The sequence below is a fragment of the Flavobacterium sp. KH_035 genome, from assembly GCF_057839565.1.
The window spans coordinates 1,851,530-1,866,500 of sequence record NZ_CM174492.1; the positions used below are offsets into that span (position 1 = coordinate 1,851,530).

16 protein-coding genes and 1 riboswitch are annotated in these 14,971 nt (G+C 36.7%); of the genes, 2 read left to right on the plus strand and 14 right to left on the minus strand.

Annotated features, from left to right (window positions below; translation table 11 throughout):
* Window positions 1–55 precede the first annotated feature (55 nt).
* The 8 genes from AC3IS6_RS08060 to AC3IS6_RS08095 all read right to left on the minus strand — a co-directional run bounded on the left by AC3IS6_RS08060 (window position 56) and on the right by AC3IS6_RS08095 (window position 6,510).
* Window positions 56–832, minus strand: a complete 777-nt coding sequence (locus tag AC3IS6_RS08060; protein ID WP_489164421.1) for a thiazole synthase — start codon at window positions 830–832, stop codon at window positions 56–58.
* Window positions 813–1,451, minus strand: a complete 639-nt coding sequence (locus AC3IS6_RS08065) for a thiamine phosphate synthase (RefSeq protein ID WP_489164422.1) — start codon at window positions 1,449–1,451, stop codon at window positions 813–815. Before AC3IS6_RS08065 ends, AC3IS6_RS08060 begins: the two co-directional genes overlap by 20 nt.
* Window positions 1,441–2,196 carry a hydroxymethylpyrimidine/phosphomethylpyrimidine kinase gene (locus tag AC3IS6_RS08070; protein WP_489164423.1) on the minus strand — a complete coding sequence of 252 codons (756 nt, stop codon included), beginning with the start codon at window positions 2,194–2,196 and terminating at the stop codon, window positions 1,441–1,443. The genes AC3IS6_RS08065 and AC3IS6_RS08070 overlap by 11 nt, the downstream gene beginning before the upstream one ends.
* On the minus strand, window positions 2,163–2,753 hold the full coding sequence (locus AC3IS6_RS08075; RefSeq protein ID WP_489164424.1) for a thiamine phosphate synthase: 591 nt from the start codon (window positions 2,751–2,753) through the stop codon (window positions 2,163–2,165). Before AC3IS6_RS08075 ends, AC3IS6_RS08070 begins: the two co-directional genes overlap by 34 nt.
* A 112-nt stretch (window positions 2,754–2,865) precedes the next feature.
* Window positions 2,866–4,689, minus strand: coding sequence for a phosphomethylpyrimidine synthase ThiC (gene thiC / locus AC3IS6_RS08080; RefSeq protein WP_489164425.1), 1,824 nt, complete (start codon window positions 4,687–4,689; stop codon window positions 2,866–2,868).
* A 117-nt stretch (window positions 4,690–4,806) separates the two neighbouring features.
* Window positions 4,807–5,013, minus strand: a complete 207-nt coding sequence (gene thiS / locus AC3IS6_RS08085; protein WP_489164426.1) for a sulfur carrier protein ThiS — start codon at window positions 5,011–5,013, stop codon at window positions 4,807–4,809.
* Window positions 5,014–5,078: 65 nt separating this feature from the next.
* A riboswitch (TPP riboswitch) is annotated at window positions 5,079–5,175 on the minus strand.
* 85 nt (window positions 5,176–5,260) lie between these two features.
* Window positions 5,261–5,833, minus strand: coding sequence for a DNA-3-methyladenine glycosylase I (locus tag AC3IS6_RS08090; protein ID WP_489164427.1), 573 nt, complete (start codon window positions 5,831–5,833; stop codon window positions 5,261–5,263).
* Window positions 5,833–6,510: a queuosine precursor transporter gene (locus tag AC3IS6_RS08095; protein WP_173964138.1), complete on the minus strand. Its 678-nt coding sequence runs from the start codon at window positions 6,508–6,510 to the stop codon at window positions 5,833–5,835. The genes AC3IS6_RS08090 and AC3IS6_RS08095 overlap by 1 nt, the downstream gene beginning before the upstream one ends.
* A 169-nt stretch (window positions 6,511–6,679) precedes the next feature.
* Between AC3IS6_RS08095 and AC3IS6_RS08100 the strand changes: the two genes are divergently transcribed.
* On the plus strand, window positions 6,680–8,791 hold the full coding sequence (locus AC3IS6_RS08100) for a M3 family metallopeptidase (protein ID WP_489164428.1): 2,112 nt from the start codon (window positions 6,680–6,682) through the stop codon (window positions 8,789–8,791).
* A 218-nt stretch (window positions 8,792–9,009) separates the two neighbouring features.
* On the opposite strand, the gene tsf is transcribed toward AC3IS6_RS08100, so the two are convergent.
* The 6 genes from tsf to AC3IS6_RS08130 form a co-directional block, all read right to left on the minus strand.
* Window positions 9,010–9,972, minus strand: a complete 963-nt coding sequence (tsf, locus tag AC3IS6_RS08105) for a translation elongation factor Ts (protein ID WP_489164429.1) — start codon at window positions 9,970–9,972, stop codon at window positions 9,010–9,012.
* 137 nt (window positions 9,973–10,109) lie between these two features.
* Complete coding sequence (rpsB, locus tag AC3IS6_RS08110) at window positions 10,110–10,892, minus strand: 30S ribosomal protein S2 (protein WP_173964135.1); 783 nt, start codon at window positions 10,890–10,892, stop codon at window positions 10,110–10,112.
* A gap of 235 nt (window positions 10,893–11,127) precedes the next feature.
* A complete protein-coding gene (gene rpsI / locus AC3IS6_RS08115) occupies window positions 11,128–11,514 on the minus strand; it encodes a 30S ribosomal protein S9 (RefSeq protein ID WP_017497947.1) in 387 nt (128 codons plus the stop codon).
* Window positions 11,514–11,969, minus strand: coding sequence for a 50S ribosomal protein L13 (gene rplM / locus AC3IS6_RS08120; RefSeq protein WP_026983738.1), 456 nt, complete (start codon window positions 11,967–11,969; stop codon window positions 11,514–11,516). Before rplM ends, rpsI begins: the two co-directional genes overlap by 1 nt.
* Window positions 11,970–12,162: 193 nt before the next feature.
* Window positions 12,163–12,975: a ferritin-like domain-containing protein gene (locus tag AC3IS6_RS08125; RefSeq protein ID WP_173964134.1), complete on the minus strand. Its 813-nt coding sequence runs from the start codon at window positions 12,973–12,975 to the stop codon at window positions 12,163–12,165.
* 26 nt (window positions 12,976–13,001) lie between these two features.
* On the minus strand, window positions 13,002–13,748 hold the full coding sequence (locus tag AC3IS6_RS08130; protein ID WP_489164430.1) for a ferritin-like domain-containing protein: 747 nt from the start codon (window positions 13,746–13,748) through the stop codon (window positions 13,002–13,004).
* Window positions 13,749–13,943: 195 nt separating this feature from the next.
* Between AC3IS6_RS08130 and AC3IS6_RS08135 the strand changes: the two genes are divergently transcribed.
* Window positions 13,944–14,969: a LacI family DNA-binding transcriptional regulator gene (locus AC3IS6_RS08135; protein WP_489164431.1), complete on the plus strand. Its 1,026-nt coding sequence runs from the start codon at window positions 13,944–13,946 to the stop codon at window positions 14,967–14,969.
* Window positions 14,970–14,971 lie beyond the last annotated feature (2 nt).

The window sequence follows — 14,971 nt, forward strand, 5'->3', positions numbered from 1 at the left end:
AAGCTTTGCGTTCTTAGCGCTTTTCTTTGCGAACTTTGCGGTTAAATTGTTTAGTCTACTCATATAAAAAAGAGGTCAAAGGACTGGAAGCCAAAGCATGATTTTGCTGAGGAGCAATTTTAGCTTCAAAGGCTTTTCGGCCAGCAATAACAGCTTCTTTAAAGGCTTCTGCCATTAATCTGGGATTTCCGGCAACCGCAATTGCAGTATTCACCAAAACGGCATCAGCGCCAATTTCCATCGCTTTTGCAGCGTCAGATGGTGATCCAATTCCAGCGTCGACTATTACGGGAACATTACTCTGTTCGATAATAATTTCCAGAAAATCTATAGTTTTTAAGCCTTTATTGCTTCCAATAGGAGAGCCTAAAGGCATAACTGCTGTTGTTCCTGCATTCTCCAGATGTTTGCATAAAACGGGATCGGCATGAATGTAGGGCAGAATAAAAAAGCCAAGTTTGGCCAGTTCCTCTGTTGCTTTTAAAGTTTCTATCGGATCAGGCATCAGGTATTTCGGATCCGGGTGAATCTCGAGTTTCAGCCAATTCGTTTCTAGTGCTTCTCTCGCTAATTGTGCTGCAAAAACGGCTTCTTTAGCATTACGTGCTCCTGATGTGTTGGGTAATAAATGAATGTTCGGATGATTTAAATGTGTTAAAATAGCATCCGTTTCGGTTTCGAGATCGATACGTTTTAGAGCCACGGTTACCAACTCGCTTCCCGATGTCAAAATAGCCTCTTCCATTTCCAGGTTTGAACCAAATTTCCCTGTTCCTAAAAACAGGCGTGAGGTTAAAGTTTTATCTCCTATGTTAAACAATGACGTTTGCATATAACTTTTCGTTTAGTTGTTGAATAAGTTTTCCCTTTTGATCACTTTTTGTAATCATGCCCGAGACTGCAATTCCATGAATCCCGGTTTCCATTAAAGGAGCAATATCGTTTGGCGTGATTCCTCCAATGGCGTAGACAGGGATTTCAAGTTTATTCCTTTTTAGATCCTGTATAATTTTAAAATAACCCGATAAGCCTAGAATTGGACTTAGTTTTTCTTTGGTTGTTGTAAAACGAAAGGGGCCCAAACCAATATAATCGCAGCCATTTTTAATATGGTTTTCAATGTCTTCAAAAGTGTTGGCTGTTGCTCCGATGATTTTGGTATTGCCCAGTATGGCTCTTGCTTCGTCAATTTTCATGTCCGAAAGTCCTAAATGAACCCCGTCTGCGGCGATTTGCTGAGCGAGATACAGATTGTCGTTCACAATAAAATTCGCCAGATACTCTTCGCATAAAAATTTTACGGCTTCAGCCAGAGCAAAAGTGTCTTTTTCAGTTTGATTTTTAAAACGCATCTGTACCCAATCGCATCCGGCATCTAACGCCTCGTGGATATTATACAGTTGCTCTTCTATAGTTTGTCCTTGTGAGATGTATTGCAATTTATGATACATAATGATGTCCAATTAAAGTTGAAGTGGAATTCAAATATTTTTCTATGTAGACCTTAGCATTTCTGCAAGCTTCTTCCAAAGATTGATTCCGTGCAAGATTTGCGGCAATTGCGGCTGATAATACACAGCCTGAACCGTGTTTTTCGAAGCATTTTTTATCAGAAGGCAACAGATCGGTAATTTTGTTTTTCAGAAACAAACGATCAGTTCCGGTTGCCGAAGGATGATGTCCGCCTTTTAATAAAATGGCCGTAGGGATCTTATTTTGAAACCCAGGCTGATTAGTGGTAAAACCCGGAAATAATAATCCGATTTCGTTGTAATTAGGCGTAATCAAATCAATTTTGGATAGAATTTTGTTTAAATCGAAACGATCGTCAATGTTTGTGAATTCAAATTCAGTAGTTGATTTTAAAACCGGATCCCAAACAATTAAAGTATCGGGCGATATTTGCTTTATTACCGAAAGAATCTGGTTCAGATAATTTAAAGATGGAACAATCCCGATTTTAACAGCGTTGATTTTATACCGTTTGAAAAAGGTTTCGACAGAACGAATTATAAAATTCAAATGGGTCCATTGAATTTCAAGAAATTCATTCTCAGTTTGAATGGTATTCGCGGTTAAAATCGCAAAACCGGTTACCTGATGCTGTTCAAATGTTTTGATATCTGCCAAAACACCGGCACCACCCGAGGGATCAAAGCCGGCTATTGAAAGTGTGATTGGACGATTTGCTGACATAATTTGAATTGTTTTACGGGGTTTTCATTTTTCCAAATACTTCCTAAAAGAGCGACATCATCAAAGCCACTTCCGAGCGTTTTTTGGATGTTTTCGGCATCCATTCCGCCTAAAGCGACCACTTTTGTTTTGTGTTTTGTTCTTGACTTTAAAGCTTCAAACAGGTTTGTTCTTGGGTGATAATCTTCTTTGGAAATACTTTTAAAAACAGGACTTAAGAAAGCATAGTCAAACACTGAAGATAAGGAGTTGAAATCTTCGATTGAATGGGTTGATGTCGAAAATGTCCTTTGATCCATATCAATTAAAAAACTGTTTTTCCTTTCTTTTTCTGAAAAGTGAATTTTAGTAATTTCAAAGTCTTCCGCCAAAACGTGATGACTGTGTAAGACTAAATGGCTTCGATATTCAGGTTTTATCTGATGAATGAACCGAGCTATTTCAATTTCAGAAAAATCAGGCTTCCGAATATGAAGTAAAGCCAATCCTTCTTCAAATAGAGAATGAACGATATCTGTTTCATTTTTAATTGGGGAAGGATTGGTAATTACGATCATATTTTTTTTGTAAAATGTTTTTTGTAAAATGTTTTTTGTGAAATGTAAAATGTTAAATGTTTTCTGTGAGATAGGTAATCATCATCTCACATTTCACATTTTACTTCACACACTAGATGTAGATCTCTTTCCCTTGCTCAATAAACTCTTCTGATTTTTCCTGCATGCCTTTTTCAGCAGCAGCTACATCACGAATTTCCTGAGAAATCTTCATAGAACAGAATTTAGGACCACACATCGAACAGAAATGAGCCACTTTTGCACCGTCAGCAGGAAGGGTTTCATCATGAAACTCTCTTGCAGTATCGGGATCAAGTGATAAGTTGAACTGATCTTCCCAGCGGAATTCAAAACGCGCCTTGCTTAGTGCATTGTCACGGTATTGTGCCCCTGGATGCCCTTTGGCCAGATCGGCAGCATGCGCAGAAATTTTATAGGTGATTACACCGTCTTTTACATCTTTTTTATTGGGTAATCCAAGGTGCTCTTTTGGAGTAACATAGCACAGCATTGCACAGCCGTACCAACCAATCATTGCAGCTCCAATAGCAGAGGTGATATGATCGTAACCTGGTGCAATGTCTGTAGTTAGAGGTCCCAAAGTATAAAAAGGAGCTTCGTGACAGTGTTCCAGTTGTTTGTCCATATTTTCCTTGATCATGTGCATAGGAACGTGACCCGGACCTTCGATGAAAACCTGAACATCATGTTTCCATGCAATTTTAGTTAATTCTCCTAAGGTTTCTAACTCGGCAAATTGGGCCGCATCATTGGCATCTGCAATAGAACCTGGACGTAAACCATCCCCCAGAGAAAAAGCGACATCATATTGTTTCATGATTTCACAGATCTCTTCAAAATGAGTGTACAGAAAGTTTTCTTTATGGTGAAACAAACACCATTTTGCCATGATAGATCCGCCACGCGAAACAATTCCGGTAACCCTGTCGGCAGTTAAATGGATGTAACGCAGTAGTACTCCGGCATGAATCGTAAAATAAGAAACGCCTTGTTCTGCCTGTTCGATTAAAGTATCACGGAAAACTTCCCAGGTTAGGTCTTCGGCAATTCCTTTTACTTTTTCCAGAGCCTGGTAGATTGGTACAGTACCAATGGGTACAGGAGAGTTGCGAATGATCCATTCTCTGGTTTCATGAATGTTTTTGCCTGTTGATAAATCCATAATGGTATCGGCGCCCCAACGGCAAGCCCAGACTGCTTTTTCGACCTCTTCTTCAATGCTCGAAGTCACAGCACTATTACCAATGTTGGCATTTATTTTTACCAAAAAGTTCCGTCCGACAATCATCGGTTCACTTTCAGGGTGATTAATGTTGTTAGGGATAATGGCTCTTCCGCAAGCTACTTCGCTGCGAACGAATTCGGGAGTGATTTTGCTTTTGGGAGTATTGGCTCCAAAACTATGACCACCATGCTGGCATTGCATGGCTTTGGTTTGTTCGTTTAGAAGTTCTATTCGTTGATTTTCACGAATAGCAATATATTCCATTTCAGGGGTGATAATACCTTGTTTAGCGTAATACAATTGTGTAACATTTGCTCCGTTTTTGGCTCTTTTAGGCTGATGCAAATATTCAAATCGAAGATGATTTAAGCTTTCGTCTTTCAATCGGCTTTGTCCATAATCAGAAGTGATTTCACTTAGAATTTCGACATCATCACGATCTAAAATCCATTGCTCTCTTAATCTCGGGAGTCCTTTTCGAATGTCAATTTCAATATTGGGATCGGTATATGGACCGGAAGTGTCATAAATCGTTACGGGAGGATTTTTTTCGATTCCGCCGTTTGAAAGTTTAGTGTCGCTCAGCAGAACCTCGCGCATGGCCACCTTGATAGGATGGATTTCACCACTTATATACACTTTTTGGGAGTTAGGAAATGGAGTTCTGGAAATTTGTTCTTCTGTAGTCATAGATTGTAAGTTGTATATTGTAAAATGTTAGATGTAAAAATGTAATTGTAAATTGTAGAGGTGCACGGCAGTGCGTCTACTTCTTGCTAGCCAATTGGAATTATAAAAATTGGAATTTTATCCTCCTTGTGTGGCAGAAATAATTAGAATTTCGTCAGTTTCGGATACAAGCTGTTGGTTCCAGTTGGTTCTTGGAACAACATTATTGTTAATGGCAACGGCAATTCCGTTTTGTTTGTTGGGAATTTCGAGATCGAGCAATGACTGAATGCTTAACGATTCAGTATTGAATTGTTTGATTTGTTGGTTGATTTTTAGTTCCATTCCTTTTGAGTTTAGTATGTAGTTATACTTTAGGAATGGCTACAATTGCGCATAAAAATGCGCGCAGAAGTCATCTTACTTTTCCCTACGCTAGTGTGAGCTAGATCAGGTTCAGAGGGTAAAATCTCAGCCTACAAGTTGTAGACACCCCTAAAGTGTGAAGCAAATATATGTAATTTTTGTTTAAAAGTTTTAGATTTCAAGTTTCAGGTTCAAAAAAACTGAAAACGGTGACTGAAAACTGCGACTATTTCCTTTTTCGGGTAAAGCAATCTTCTACATGATCGTTAACCATTCCGGTGGCCTGCATATGGGCATAAATCACAGTTGAGCCAACGAATTTGAAGCCGCGTTTTTTCAAATCTTTGCTAATTTCGTCTGAAAGAGGAGTAGTGGCAGGAACATCTTTTAAGGTTTTCGGATTGTTGTCGATCGGATTTCCGTTGGTAAACTTCCAAATATAGTCAGAGAAAGTGCCGAACTCTTCCTGTACTTTCAGGAATGCCTGTGCGTTTGAAATGGTAGCACGAATTTTAAGTTTGTTGCGAATAATTCCGGTATCCTGTAATAGAGATTCTATTTTTTCTTCCGGATACTGAGCTATTTTTTTATAATCGAAATGATCGAAGGCAGCTCTGAAATTTTCTCTTTTATTCAAAATTGTAATCCAGCTTAGACCAGCCTGAAAGGTTTCCAGAATTAAAAATTCGAATATAGACGGATCATCATAAATGGGAACACCCCATTCTTCGTCATGGTATTTTTTATATAAATCGCTGGAAGAACACCAGCCGCATCGTATCAGATTTTCGTTCTCCATTATTTTTTATGTTTGGGATTTTTGTGCGCCGGATCTTCGTCTAAGTATTTCTTAATCAAATGATGTCCTGCATAAATCGCCGGAGTTAGTAAAACAGCAACTGACAGTTTAAAAATGTAACCCGTCAAACCTGATGAGATGAATGTATCAAAATCAATTTTTCCGGGTAACCAGAAAGCAATTCCTAGTACAATAAAAGAATCGAATAATTGTGAGATTACAGTTGATCCCGTTGTTCTAAGCCATATTTTTCTTTCTCCGGTGCGTCTTTTGAAAAACCAAAAGATCCAGACATCAATTAGTTGAGAGGCCATGAAAGCGATTAAACTACCGACAATGATCCACATACTTTGTCCAAAAACGGCCCGAAACTGTTCGTCGTTAACAGGACTGATTCCTTTGGCTGCTGGAATTACAATAGCCATAAATAAGATCAGAAAGGCGTAAGCAATCAAACAAGCTGTTATAAAGGATAACTTTTTTACCCCTTTTTCACCAAAATACTCATTGATCAAATCGGTTGTTAAAAAGACAATAGGCCATGGTAAAATACCAATGCTCATGACAAACGGTCCAATCTGAATTAATTTTCCTCCAATAAGTTCGGCCACAACAGCATTTGTTATAAAGATGCCGGCCAGAATTACAAAAACAATTTCTCTGCGGGTTTTAAACATGTGATTTGGTTAATGATGTTTCAAATTTAAACTATTTCTCTATAACTTTTTAGACGAATATTTAAATTAAAGGGTAGTTTTTAGAGGGCTTCAAAGTTAAAATTTTTAAATGAATACTGATTTTTAGTTACATTTGGAACAATAAACTATTTAAAACAAATCAACGATAATGAAAAAATTAATGACAATTTTTCTCATGGGAACAACCTTATTTGCGGCTAACGCACAGACTAATCCGGATAATCCGTTGGTGCAACAATGGACAGGTCCTTATGGTGGGGTTCCTGCTTTTAATGAGTATAAGGTTTCGCAGTTTAAACCTGCTTTTCAATTTGCAATTCAGGAAAAACTAAGCGAAATTGATGCTATTACGAACAATCCGAAAGCACCAACTTTTGAAAATACAATTGCAGCTTTAGAGCGTTCGGGTAAAACAATTTCCAGAATTTATAGTGTTTATGGAATTTATGGTTCTACTTTAAGTACACCTGAATTTAACACTGTTGAAACAGAAATGTCTCCGAAATTATCTGAATTTGCAGATCAGATTGTTCAGAACAAAAAATTATTCGCAAGAATTGAAGCTTTGTACAATTCAAAAGAAAGCAAGAAACTTACCAGTGAACAACAGCGTTTGATTTGGTTATATTATACTGATTTTGTTCGTGAAGGTGCGAAACTGAATGATATTGATAAAGGGAAAGTAGCGAAAATCAACCAGGAACTGGCTAGTCTTTTCACTAAATTCAGTCAGAATTTATTGGCTGAGGAGCGCAATCAATACGTAGCTTTAAAAACGGAAAGTGATTTTGACGGTTTACCGACCGAAGTAAAAAATGCCGCTATTGCCGAAGCAAAAAACAGAAAGTTAGATGTATTGGGCTGTGTGGCCAATACACGTTCGTCTATTGAACCGTTTTTGACTTTCTCGACTCGTAGGGATTTAAGAGAAAAAGCATTTGATATTTTTGTAAAACGCGGAGATAACGGTAATGCAAATGACAACAATGCTACTTTGGTTTCTATTTTGCAATTGCGTACAAAGAAAGCCAATTTGTTAGGATTCCCAACTTTTGCTGATTGGAGTTTGTCTAATAAAATGGCAAAAGATCCTAAGAAGACATTAGCTTTAATGGAGTCTGTGTGGAAACCTGCTGTAGAGAAAGTGCATCAGGATGTCGCTGAAATGCAGAAAATTGTTGACGCAGAAGGAGGTAAATTTAAAATTCAGCCTTGGGATTATCGTTATTATGCTGAAAAAGTTAGAAAGGCAAAATACGATTTAGATCAAAATGAAGTTAAACCGTATTTACAATTAGAGAACTTACGTGAAGGAATGTTCTGGGTCGCCGGAGAATTATTCAATTTAAGTTTCAAGCAAATTACGAATGTTCCTGTTTATCACCCTGATGTACGTGTTTGGGAGGTAAGTAATAAAGTTACGGGTAAAGTGGTTGGTTTGTGGTATTTTGATCCTTATGCACGTGCAGGAAAGCGTTCAGGAGCATGGATGAATGCGTATCGTGATCAGCAGAGAATGGATGGAGAAGTTTTAACCATTGTATCTAACAACTGTAACTTCATTAAAGGAGGTGAAAATGAACCGATTTTAATCTCATGGGAAGATGCTACGACTTTGTTTCATGAATTTGGACACGCGCTTCACGGATTGTGTTCTAATGTAACCTATCCAAGTTTATCAGGTACAAATGTAGCTAGGGATTATGTAGAGTTCCCGTCTCAATTATTAGAGCACTGGTTGGCTACTCCGGAAGTGTTGAATAAGTTTGCTTTGCATTATAAAACAAATCAGCCATTGCCTCAGGCTCTTGTAGAAAGAATCGAGAAAGCGGCTAATTTTAATGAAGGTTTTTCAACTGTAGAAACAATTTCGAGTTCTTTAATTGATATGAAACTTCATTTGTCAACCACTACTATTGATCCTCATAAATTTGAAAAAGAGACTTTGGATGCTCTTCACATGCCGTCAGAAATTGTAATGCGTCATAGAATTCCTCAATTCGGGCATATTTTCTCAGGTGACGGGTATTCGGCAGGATATTACAGTTATTTGTGGGCCGATGTGATCAATGCAGATGCTTATGAGGCTTTTACAGAAGGAAAAGGACCTTATGATAAAGTAGTAGCAAAACGTTTGTATGATACTATTTTCAGTGTTGGAAATACAATCGATCAGGAGAAAGCGTATGAGAACTTTAGAGGAAGAGCTCCTAAATCTGATGCTTTAATGCGTGCCAGAAATTTTCCGATCAAGAAGTAAATAGTTAGATGTGAAATGTGAAATGTGAGATGGAATTAGAAGAAAACTTGAGATTTGCGAAATAATCGAGTTGCTCTGAAGATGAAATAGATTCAGGGCACTATTCTAACTTCTTCATATTTTACATCTCACAAATAACATTTCACAAATAAATATTCCGCATAAAAAAAAGCCCGAATAAATTAATATTCGGGCTTTTTAAATATTGAAATAATATATTAACCTAAAGTAACTCTTTTGAAACCTGTGATTTCAACGTTGAATCCTGTAACGTAATCACCAACTTTTTTACTATCATCTTTGATAAAGTTTTGATCTAACAAAGCTTTTTCCTGATCTAAAGTAGTGTTGTCAGAGATGAAACGTTGAACTTTTCCTGGGATAATTTTGTCCCAAATTTGCTCTGGTTTACCTTCAGCTTTTAATTCAGCTTTAGCATCTTCTTCAGCTTGTTTTAAAACTTCTTCAGTTAATTGAGAGAAAGAAATATATTTAGGAACATTTTTTAAAGTTTTTCCTAAACGTTTTGCTTCTTCATTATCTTTTTCGATTACAGCAATACGAGCAGCAAGTTCAGATTCAACGAAAGCAGGATCAAAATCTTTGTAAGATAATGTATCAGCTCCCATAGAAGCAACTTGCATAGAAACATCTTTAGTTAAAACGTCAGCGTTAGGAATTGCAGCAGAAATTGCAGTTAATGCAGCAATTTTGTTAACGTGAACATAAGATCCAACAAAAGCACCTTCTAAAATTTCAAAACCACCGATTTCGATTTTTTCTCCAATAACTCCAGTTTGCTCGATTAATTTTTCAGCAACAGTAATTCCGTTGAAATCTGAAGCTAAAAATTCTTCTTTAGAAGAGAAGTTAATAGCTTTTTCAACTAATTCTTTAGCTAAAGTTACGAAAGCCTCATTTTTACCTACGAAATCAGTTTCGCAGTTTAAAGTGATGATAGCTCCTTTAGTATTGTCAGCATTGATAAAAGAAACAGCAGCTCCTTCAGAAGACTCACGGTCAGAACGGTTAGCAGCAACTTTTTGTCCTTTTTCTCTAAGGACTTGTATAGCTTTATCGAAATCTCCGTCAGCCTCAACTAAAGCTTTTTTACAGTCCATCATTCCGGCACCTGTAGATTGTCTTAATTTATTTACGTCTGCAGCAGTAATTGTTGCCATAATATTTTGAATTTTAATGTTAAAAGTAAAAATTCCATCTTTTAAATTCTAAACTCCAATTTTATTAAATTATCAACATAACGTTTTTAATTTGTGTTTGGATTTTAGAATTTAAAATTTGGAATTTAAAATTTGATTTATTCTTCAGTTGCAGGAGCAGCATCAACAGCTGGTGCAGCTTCTACAGCAGCAGGAGCAGCTTCTTCTGTAGCTTCAGTTTCTTTTTCAGAACCTCTGTCAGAAAGACCTTCGATTACAGCAGCAGTTACTAAAGATAAAATTTTGTCAATTGATTTAGAAGCATCATCATTTGCAGGAATAACGTAATCAACCTCTCTTGGGTCAGAATTCGTATCAACCATTGCGAAAACTGGAATGTTTAATTTTTGTGCTTCTTTTATTGCGATGTGTTCAGCTTTGATATCTACTACGAACAATGCTGCAGGTAGTCTAGACATATCAGCGATTGAACCTAAGTTTTTCTCTAATTTAGCACGTAGACGATCAACTTGCAAACGCTCTTTTTTAGATAACGTCATGAAAGTACCATCTTTCTTCATTTTATCGATAGAAGACATTTTTTTAACTGCCTTTCTGATAGTAACAAAGTTAGTTAGCATTCCACCTGGCCATCTTTCAGTGATGTAAGGCATGTTTGCAGCTTTTGCTTTATCAGCAACGATGTCTTTTGCTTGTTTTTTGGTAGCTACGAATAAGATTTTTCTACCTGATGCAGCGATTTTTTTCAAAGCTTCGTTAGCTTCTTCAATTTTTGCTGCAGTTTTATATAGATTGATAATGTGAATACCATTACGCTCCATATAAATGTAAGGGGCCATATTTGGGTCCCATTTTCTAGTCATGTGTCCAAAGTGAACACCTGCTTCTAGTAAGTCTTTAACTTCTATTTTGTTTGCCATTTTTGTACTAGTTTACGTTCTGTTGATTAGCAATGTGTTTTTTTTACTTTAGGCACTAAGCATTACGCTATAGGCTTCAAACTTTAAGGCCTTCAGACTTTCGTCTTTCGGACTTTTAACCCATTTAGATGCTAAACTATTTCCTACCTCAATAGGAGAGCAACAACAACTGTGTTTTTTAATTTCAATAAATAATTGATGGTGTCCTGTACCAAATGCACAAGACAGGTAAATATTAACGTTTAGAGAATTGGAATCTCTTACGAGCTTTCTTCTGACCGAATTTCTTACGTTCAACCATTCTTGGATCTCTTGTTAATAAACCTTCTGGTTTCAAGATAGCTCTGTTTTCGATGTTCACTTCACACATTACACGTGCTAATGCCATTCTTACAGCTTCTGCCTGACCAGTTGAACCACCTCCGTAAACGTTTACTTTTACATCAAAGTTACTTGCATTTTCTGTCATAGATAATGGTTGTAAAACTTTGTATTGTAAAGTTGCAGTTGGAAAGTAAGTTGCGAATTCTTTTTTGTTTACAGTGATTTTTCCTGTTCCTTCAGAAACATATACACGTGCAACAGCGGTTTTTCTTCTACCGATTTTGTGAATAACTCCCATTACTTAAGATCGTTTAGGTTAACAGTTCTAGGTTTTTGAGCTCCGTGAGTATGCTCAGCACCTACAACAACATTTAGATTTCTAAAAAGTTCAGCTCCTAATTTGTTTTTAGGTAACATTCCTTTTACAGCTTTTTCTACTAATAATGCAGGATTTTTAGATTGCAATACTTTAGCAGTTAAAGTTCTTTGTCCTCCTGGGTAACCTGTATGACGCATGTAAATTTTGTCATTCATTTTTGTACCTGTAAGGTTAATTTTTTCTGAGTTGATAACAATTACGTTATCTCCACAGTCAACGTGCGGTGTGTAACTTGGTTTGTACTTACCTCTTAAGATCATTGCAACCTTTGAAGCAAGACGACCTAAGTTATGACCTTCAGCATCAACAACAATCCACTCTTTAGTTACAGTGGCTTTGCTAGCTGAAATTGTCTTGTAGCTTAATGCGTCCATAATATTATTTTAATTAAACATTCCATCCCCAATAAAGGGGATGCAAAAGTACAATTAATTATTTTAAAACCAAATACCTGAAAAGAATATTTTATCTGCTGAAAATCAGGACATCAGTTTTTGATTTAAAACAATAAAAAAAAACCACCTTCACAATAACGCGAAGGTGGTTCAATATCTAGAATTGTTTTGACTAAACAATAAATAAATTTGCAATATCAACGACTTGTTGTGTCGTAAGTGGCTCATCATAAGCTTCTGACCCTGCAGAAGCTCCAAATGCAGCTGCCGTGTTGAATCCTGCTTGCACCGTAACGCCTTCACCATCATAAACAGCTTGTGTTGCAGCGGGCATTCCTGCGCCTCGTTCACTATTCGAAATCCATCCTTTTAATCCTCTTAAACGTCGTACTTCAGAAGCATGACGGGCTTCTACGGAGTGAATTTGTAATGCGGCAGTTAATAAATCAGGTGTAGTGATTAAATTTGCTGCCTGACCTTTGTAGGCTCTAACGCCCGTATCTTCAAAGGCTTGTGCTAATGCTAAAAAGGTTGGGTAGTCATGAAATGGATCAAAAGCTCCTCCAACGGTAAAGTCAAATGTAGGTTTGGCAACAAAATTTGCACTTGCTGGTCCGCCCAGTCCTGCTATCAAAAACTTAACGTGATCGGACTCGTGTGCTGCTATTTGCTGAAAAACTTTTAAATCGCGTCCGCCATTTTCTGATGCCGGAATTACTCCGGAATCTAATGCCATAGCATAAAATTCGTTTTCCAGATATTCTAAAGTTAAGGCAAATTGCAAGGCTCCAATAGGAGTTGCGGGTGTTGCGGTAATGTCTTTTGCCAATGCTTTATTTGCCATTGCTGATAATCCGAAAGGGATTGATGCGTAGGCTAATGTTTTTCCAATACTTCCAAACTGATTAAAACTGTCTCTTCTTGAACCAGTGCTTCTCATCAAGCTATCATCAGTAAACGTTTCTATAAATTTTAAAATATTCATAATTTCTAAGTTTTAGCTTGTTAAGATTAAGGTAAATATTTGGCTGTAAATTTTGTTGTAATGAAGCCTCCTGCAATTGGTAGAATTTTTGAAGGATCTTGTGCTGCATCCAAACCTGTTGTTGCGTTTACAATATCATCGCCGGCAAAATCTTTAGAGTTAGGATTAATTAAGCTTCTTATGGCTGATGCGTGTCTGGCTTCTACCGAAACAATTTTTCCTGCTAAAAGTAAATAGTCTGCACTTTTAATTAATTTTCCCGCTCCGTTGTAAGCAGCAACTCCGGTATCTTCTAACGCTTTTGCTGTAGCAAGAACTTCGGTACGACTGTTAAAATTCAAAGAACCGTAGTTAAAAGCTAAGGAAGGAAGTAATTGAGAGCTCGGATCAGGAAGCGCTCCGGTTAAAGCAGCTTTGAAAAAATCTCTGTGAATTACTTCGTGATGATACAGGTCTGTTAGTACCTGCCGTTCGATAGGATTAAAAGTGGCATTAAAGTTTGCTGCGTTTACAACCTTAGTATAAAAGTCGGCTTCCAGCTGTTCTAAAGCATACGCATAGGTTAATACTCCAAAATCACCGGATCCTAAATCAAAGACGCCGTTTCGGATTCCGGGCAACGTAGTGTCTTCCATTTCGTTATCATTGTCATTATCACTGCAACCAGCCATAATCAAACCGGCACCAACTAATGTAAGACCGCTAAGCTTAAGAAAGCTCCTTCTGTTATTCAATGAAGGATCTACTTCATGAATTTTAACTTCGTTTTTCATAATCAAGGACTTTTAAAAGGTTAATAACATGTATTAAGGTATTAACGAAATTTTAGGACTTGCGGTTTTAGAAAAGAAGCTTATTTTAATTTTATTTAAAAAACGCGTTGAAATTTTAAATAGGATAACGTGTTTTTTGTTTTATTTTAGGTAATTCTACTATATTTGTATTAATTACATAAAATTTATTTTTAAATGAAAGCTAAAGCAACTCTAAAACAAATTGCGAAGGAACTGGGTGTTTCTGTATCGACTGTTTCTAAGGCATTGAATGATAGCCCGGAGATTAGTGAGCAAACAAAGGTGAAGATTAAAGAGTATGCCAAACTCAAAAATTATAAACCGAATGTTATTGGTTTGAATTTAAAGAATCGTAAAACCAAAACAATAGGAGTAATTATACCTAATATATTGAACTCCTTTTTCGCAAAGGTTTTTAGTGGTATCGAAAAAGTAGCAGATAAAAAAGGATATAATGTAATCACTTGTATTTCGAATGAATCTTTGGAAAAAGAAGTTCATACGCTTGAAATGTTAAGCAACGGAACTATTGACGGATTTATATTATCAGTATCTGAAGAAGCGCAAAAATTAGAAGAGTATGGTCATTTTTCGGATATTATCAGCGATGGAACTCCTATTGTGATGTTTGATAGAATTGCTGATGGAGTAGAATGTGATAAAGTGGTGGTAGACGATTTTGATTCTGCTTTAAACTCAACACAGCATTTAATTGATTTAGGATGCAGAAATATTGCTCTGATTTCGTCAGTAGACAATTTAAGCGTTGGAAAATTAAGAGCAGATGGTTACTTAAAAGCATTAAAAGACAATAATATTACGATAAATGAGAATATCATTCTTCGTACCGACTCCGAAGAAGATATGAAAGCCAAAATTGATGCCATTTTTGAGCATAAAATTGATGCTATTTTTGCTTTAGATGAAAATGATTCAGTTGCAGCTTTGAGAGTAAGTTTGAAAAAAGGGTATAAAGTTCCTGAAGATATTTCGATTATTGGTTTTGCTGACGGTATTTTGGCTTCAAGACGCTTGTCACCAAGTTTAACAACAGTAAGTCAGCACGGAATTGAAATTGGTGAGGTTGCTGCCAAAAGACTTATTCAAAGACTGGAAGAGCCTGAAGGTGAAACTTCAGATTATGAAACTATCGTAATTAAGACGAAGTTGAAAGAAAGAGAATCGACAAGAAAAAAATAGAT

What these genes read in the sequence shown, in the direction of transcription:
- AC3IS6_RS08060 (WP_489164421.1), bottom strand. Translation starts at nt 832, where the DNA reads ATGCAAACGTCATTGTTTAACATAGGAGATAAAACTTTAACCTCACGC.
- AC3IS6_RS08065 (WP_489164422.1), bottom strand. Translation starts at nt 1,451, where the DNA reads ATGTATCATAAATTGCAATACATCTCACAAGGACAAACTATAGAAGAG.
- AC3IS6_RS08070 (WP_489164423.1), bottom strand. Translation starts at nt 2,196, where the DNA reads ATGTCAGCAAATCGTCCAATCACACTTTCAATAGCCGGCTTTGATCCC.
- AC3IS6_RS08075 (WP_489164424.1), bottom strand. Translation starts at nt 2,753, where the DNA reads ATGATCGTAATTACCAATCCTTCCCCAATTAAAAATGAAACAGATATC.
- thiC (WP_489164425.1), bottom strand. Translation starts at nt 4,689, where the DNA reads ATGACTACAGAAGAACAAATTTCCAGAACTCCATTTCCTAACTCCCAA.
- thiS (WP_489164426.1), bottom strand. Translation starts at nt 5,013, where the DNA reads ATGGAACTAAAAATCAACCAACAAATCAAACAATTCAATACTGAATCG.
- AC3IS6_RS08090 (WP_489164427.1), bottom strand. Translation starts at nt 5,833, where the DNA reads ATGGAGAACGAAAATCTGATACGATGCGGCTGGTGTTCTTCCAGCGAT.
- AC3IS6_RS08095 (WP_173964138.1), bottom strand. Translation starts at nt 6,510, where the DNA reads ATGTTTAAAACCCGCAGAGAAATTGTTTTTGTAATTCTGGCCGGCATC.
- AC3IS6_RS08100 (WP_489164428.1), top strand. Translation starts at nt 6,680, where the DNA reads ATGAAAAAATTAATGACAATTTTTCTCATGGGAACAACCTTATTTGCG.
- tsf (WP_489164429.1), bottom strand. Translation starts at nt 9,972, where the DNA reads ATGGCAACAATTACTGCTGCAGACGTAAATAAATTAAGACAATCTACA.
- rpsB (WP_173964135.1), bottom strand. Translation starts at nt 10,892, where the DNA reads ATGGCAAACAAAATAGAAGTTAAAGACTTACTAGAAGCAGGTGTTCAC.
- rpsI (WP_017497947.1), bottom strand. Translation starts at nt 11,514, where the DNA reads ATGGGAGTTATTCACAAAATCGGTAGAAGAAAAACCGCTGTTGCACGT.
- rplM (WP_026983738.1), bottom strand. Translation starts at nt 11,969, where the DNA reads ATGGACGCATTAAGCTACAAGACAATTTCAGCTAGCAAAGCCACTGTA.
- AC3IS6_RS08125 (WP_173964134.1), bottom strand. Translation starts at nt 12,975, where the DNA reads ATGAATATTTTAAAATTTATAGAAACGTTTACTGATGATAGCTTGATG.
- AC3IS6_RS08130 (WP_489164430.1), bottom strand. Translation starts at nt 13,748, where the DNA reads ATGAAAAACGAAGTTAAAATTCATGAAGTAGATCCTTCATTGAATAAC.
- AC3IS6_RS08135 (WP_489164431.1), top strand. Translation starts at nt 13,944, where the DNA reads ATGAAAGCTAAAGCAACTCTAAAACAAATTGCGAAGGAACTGGGTGTT.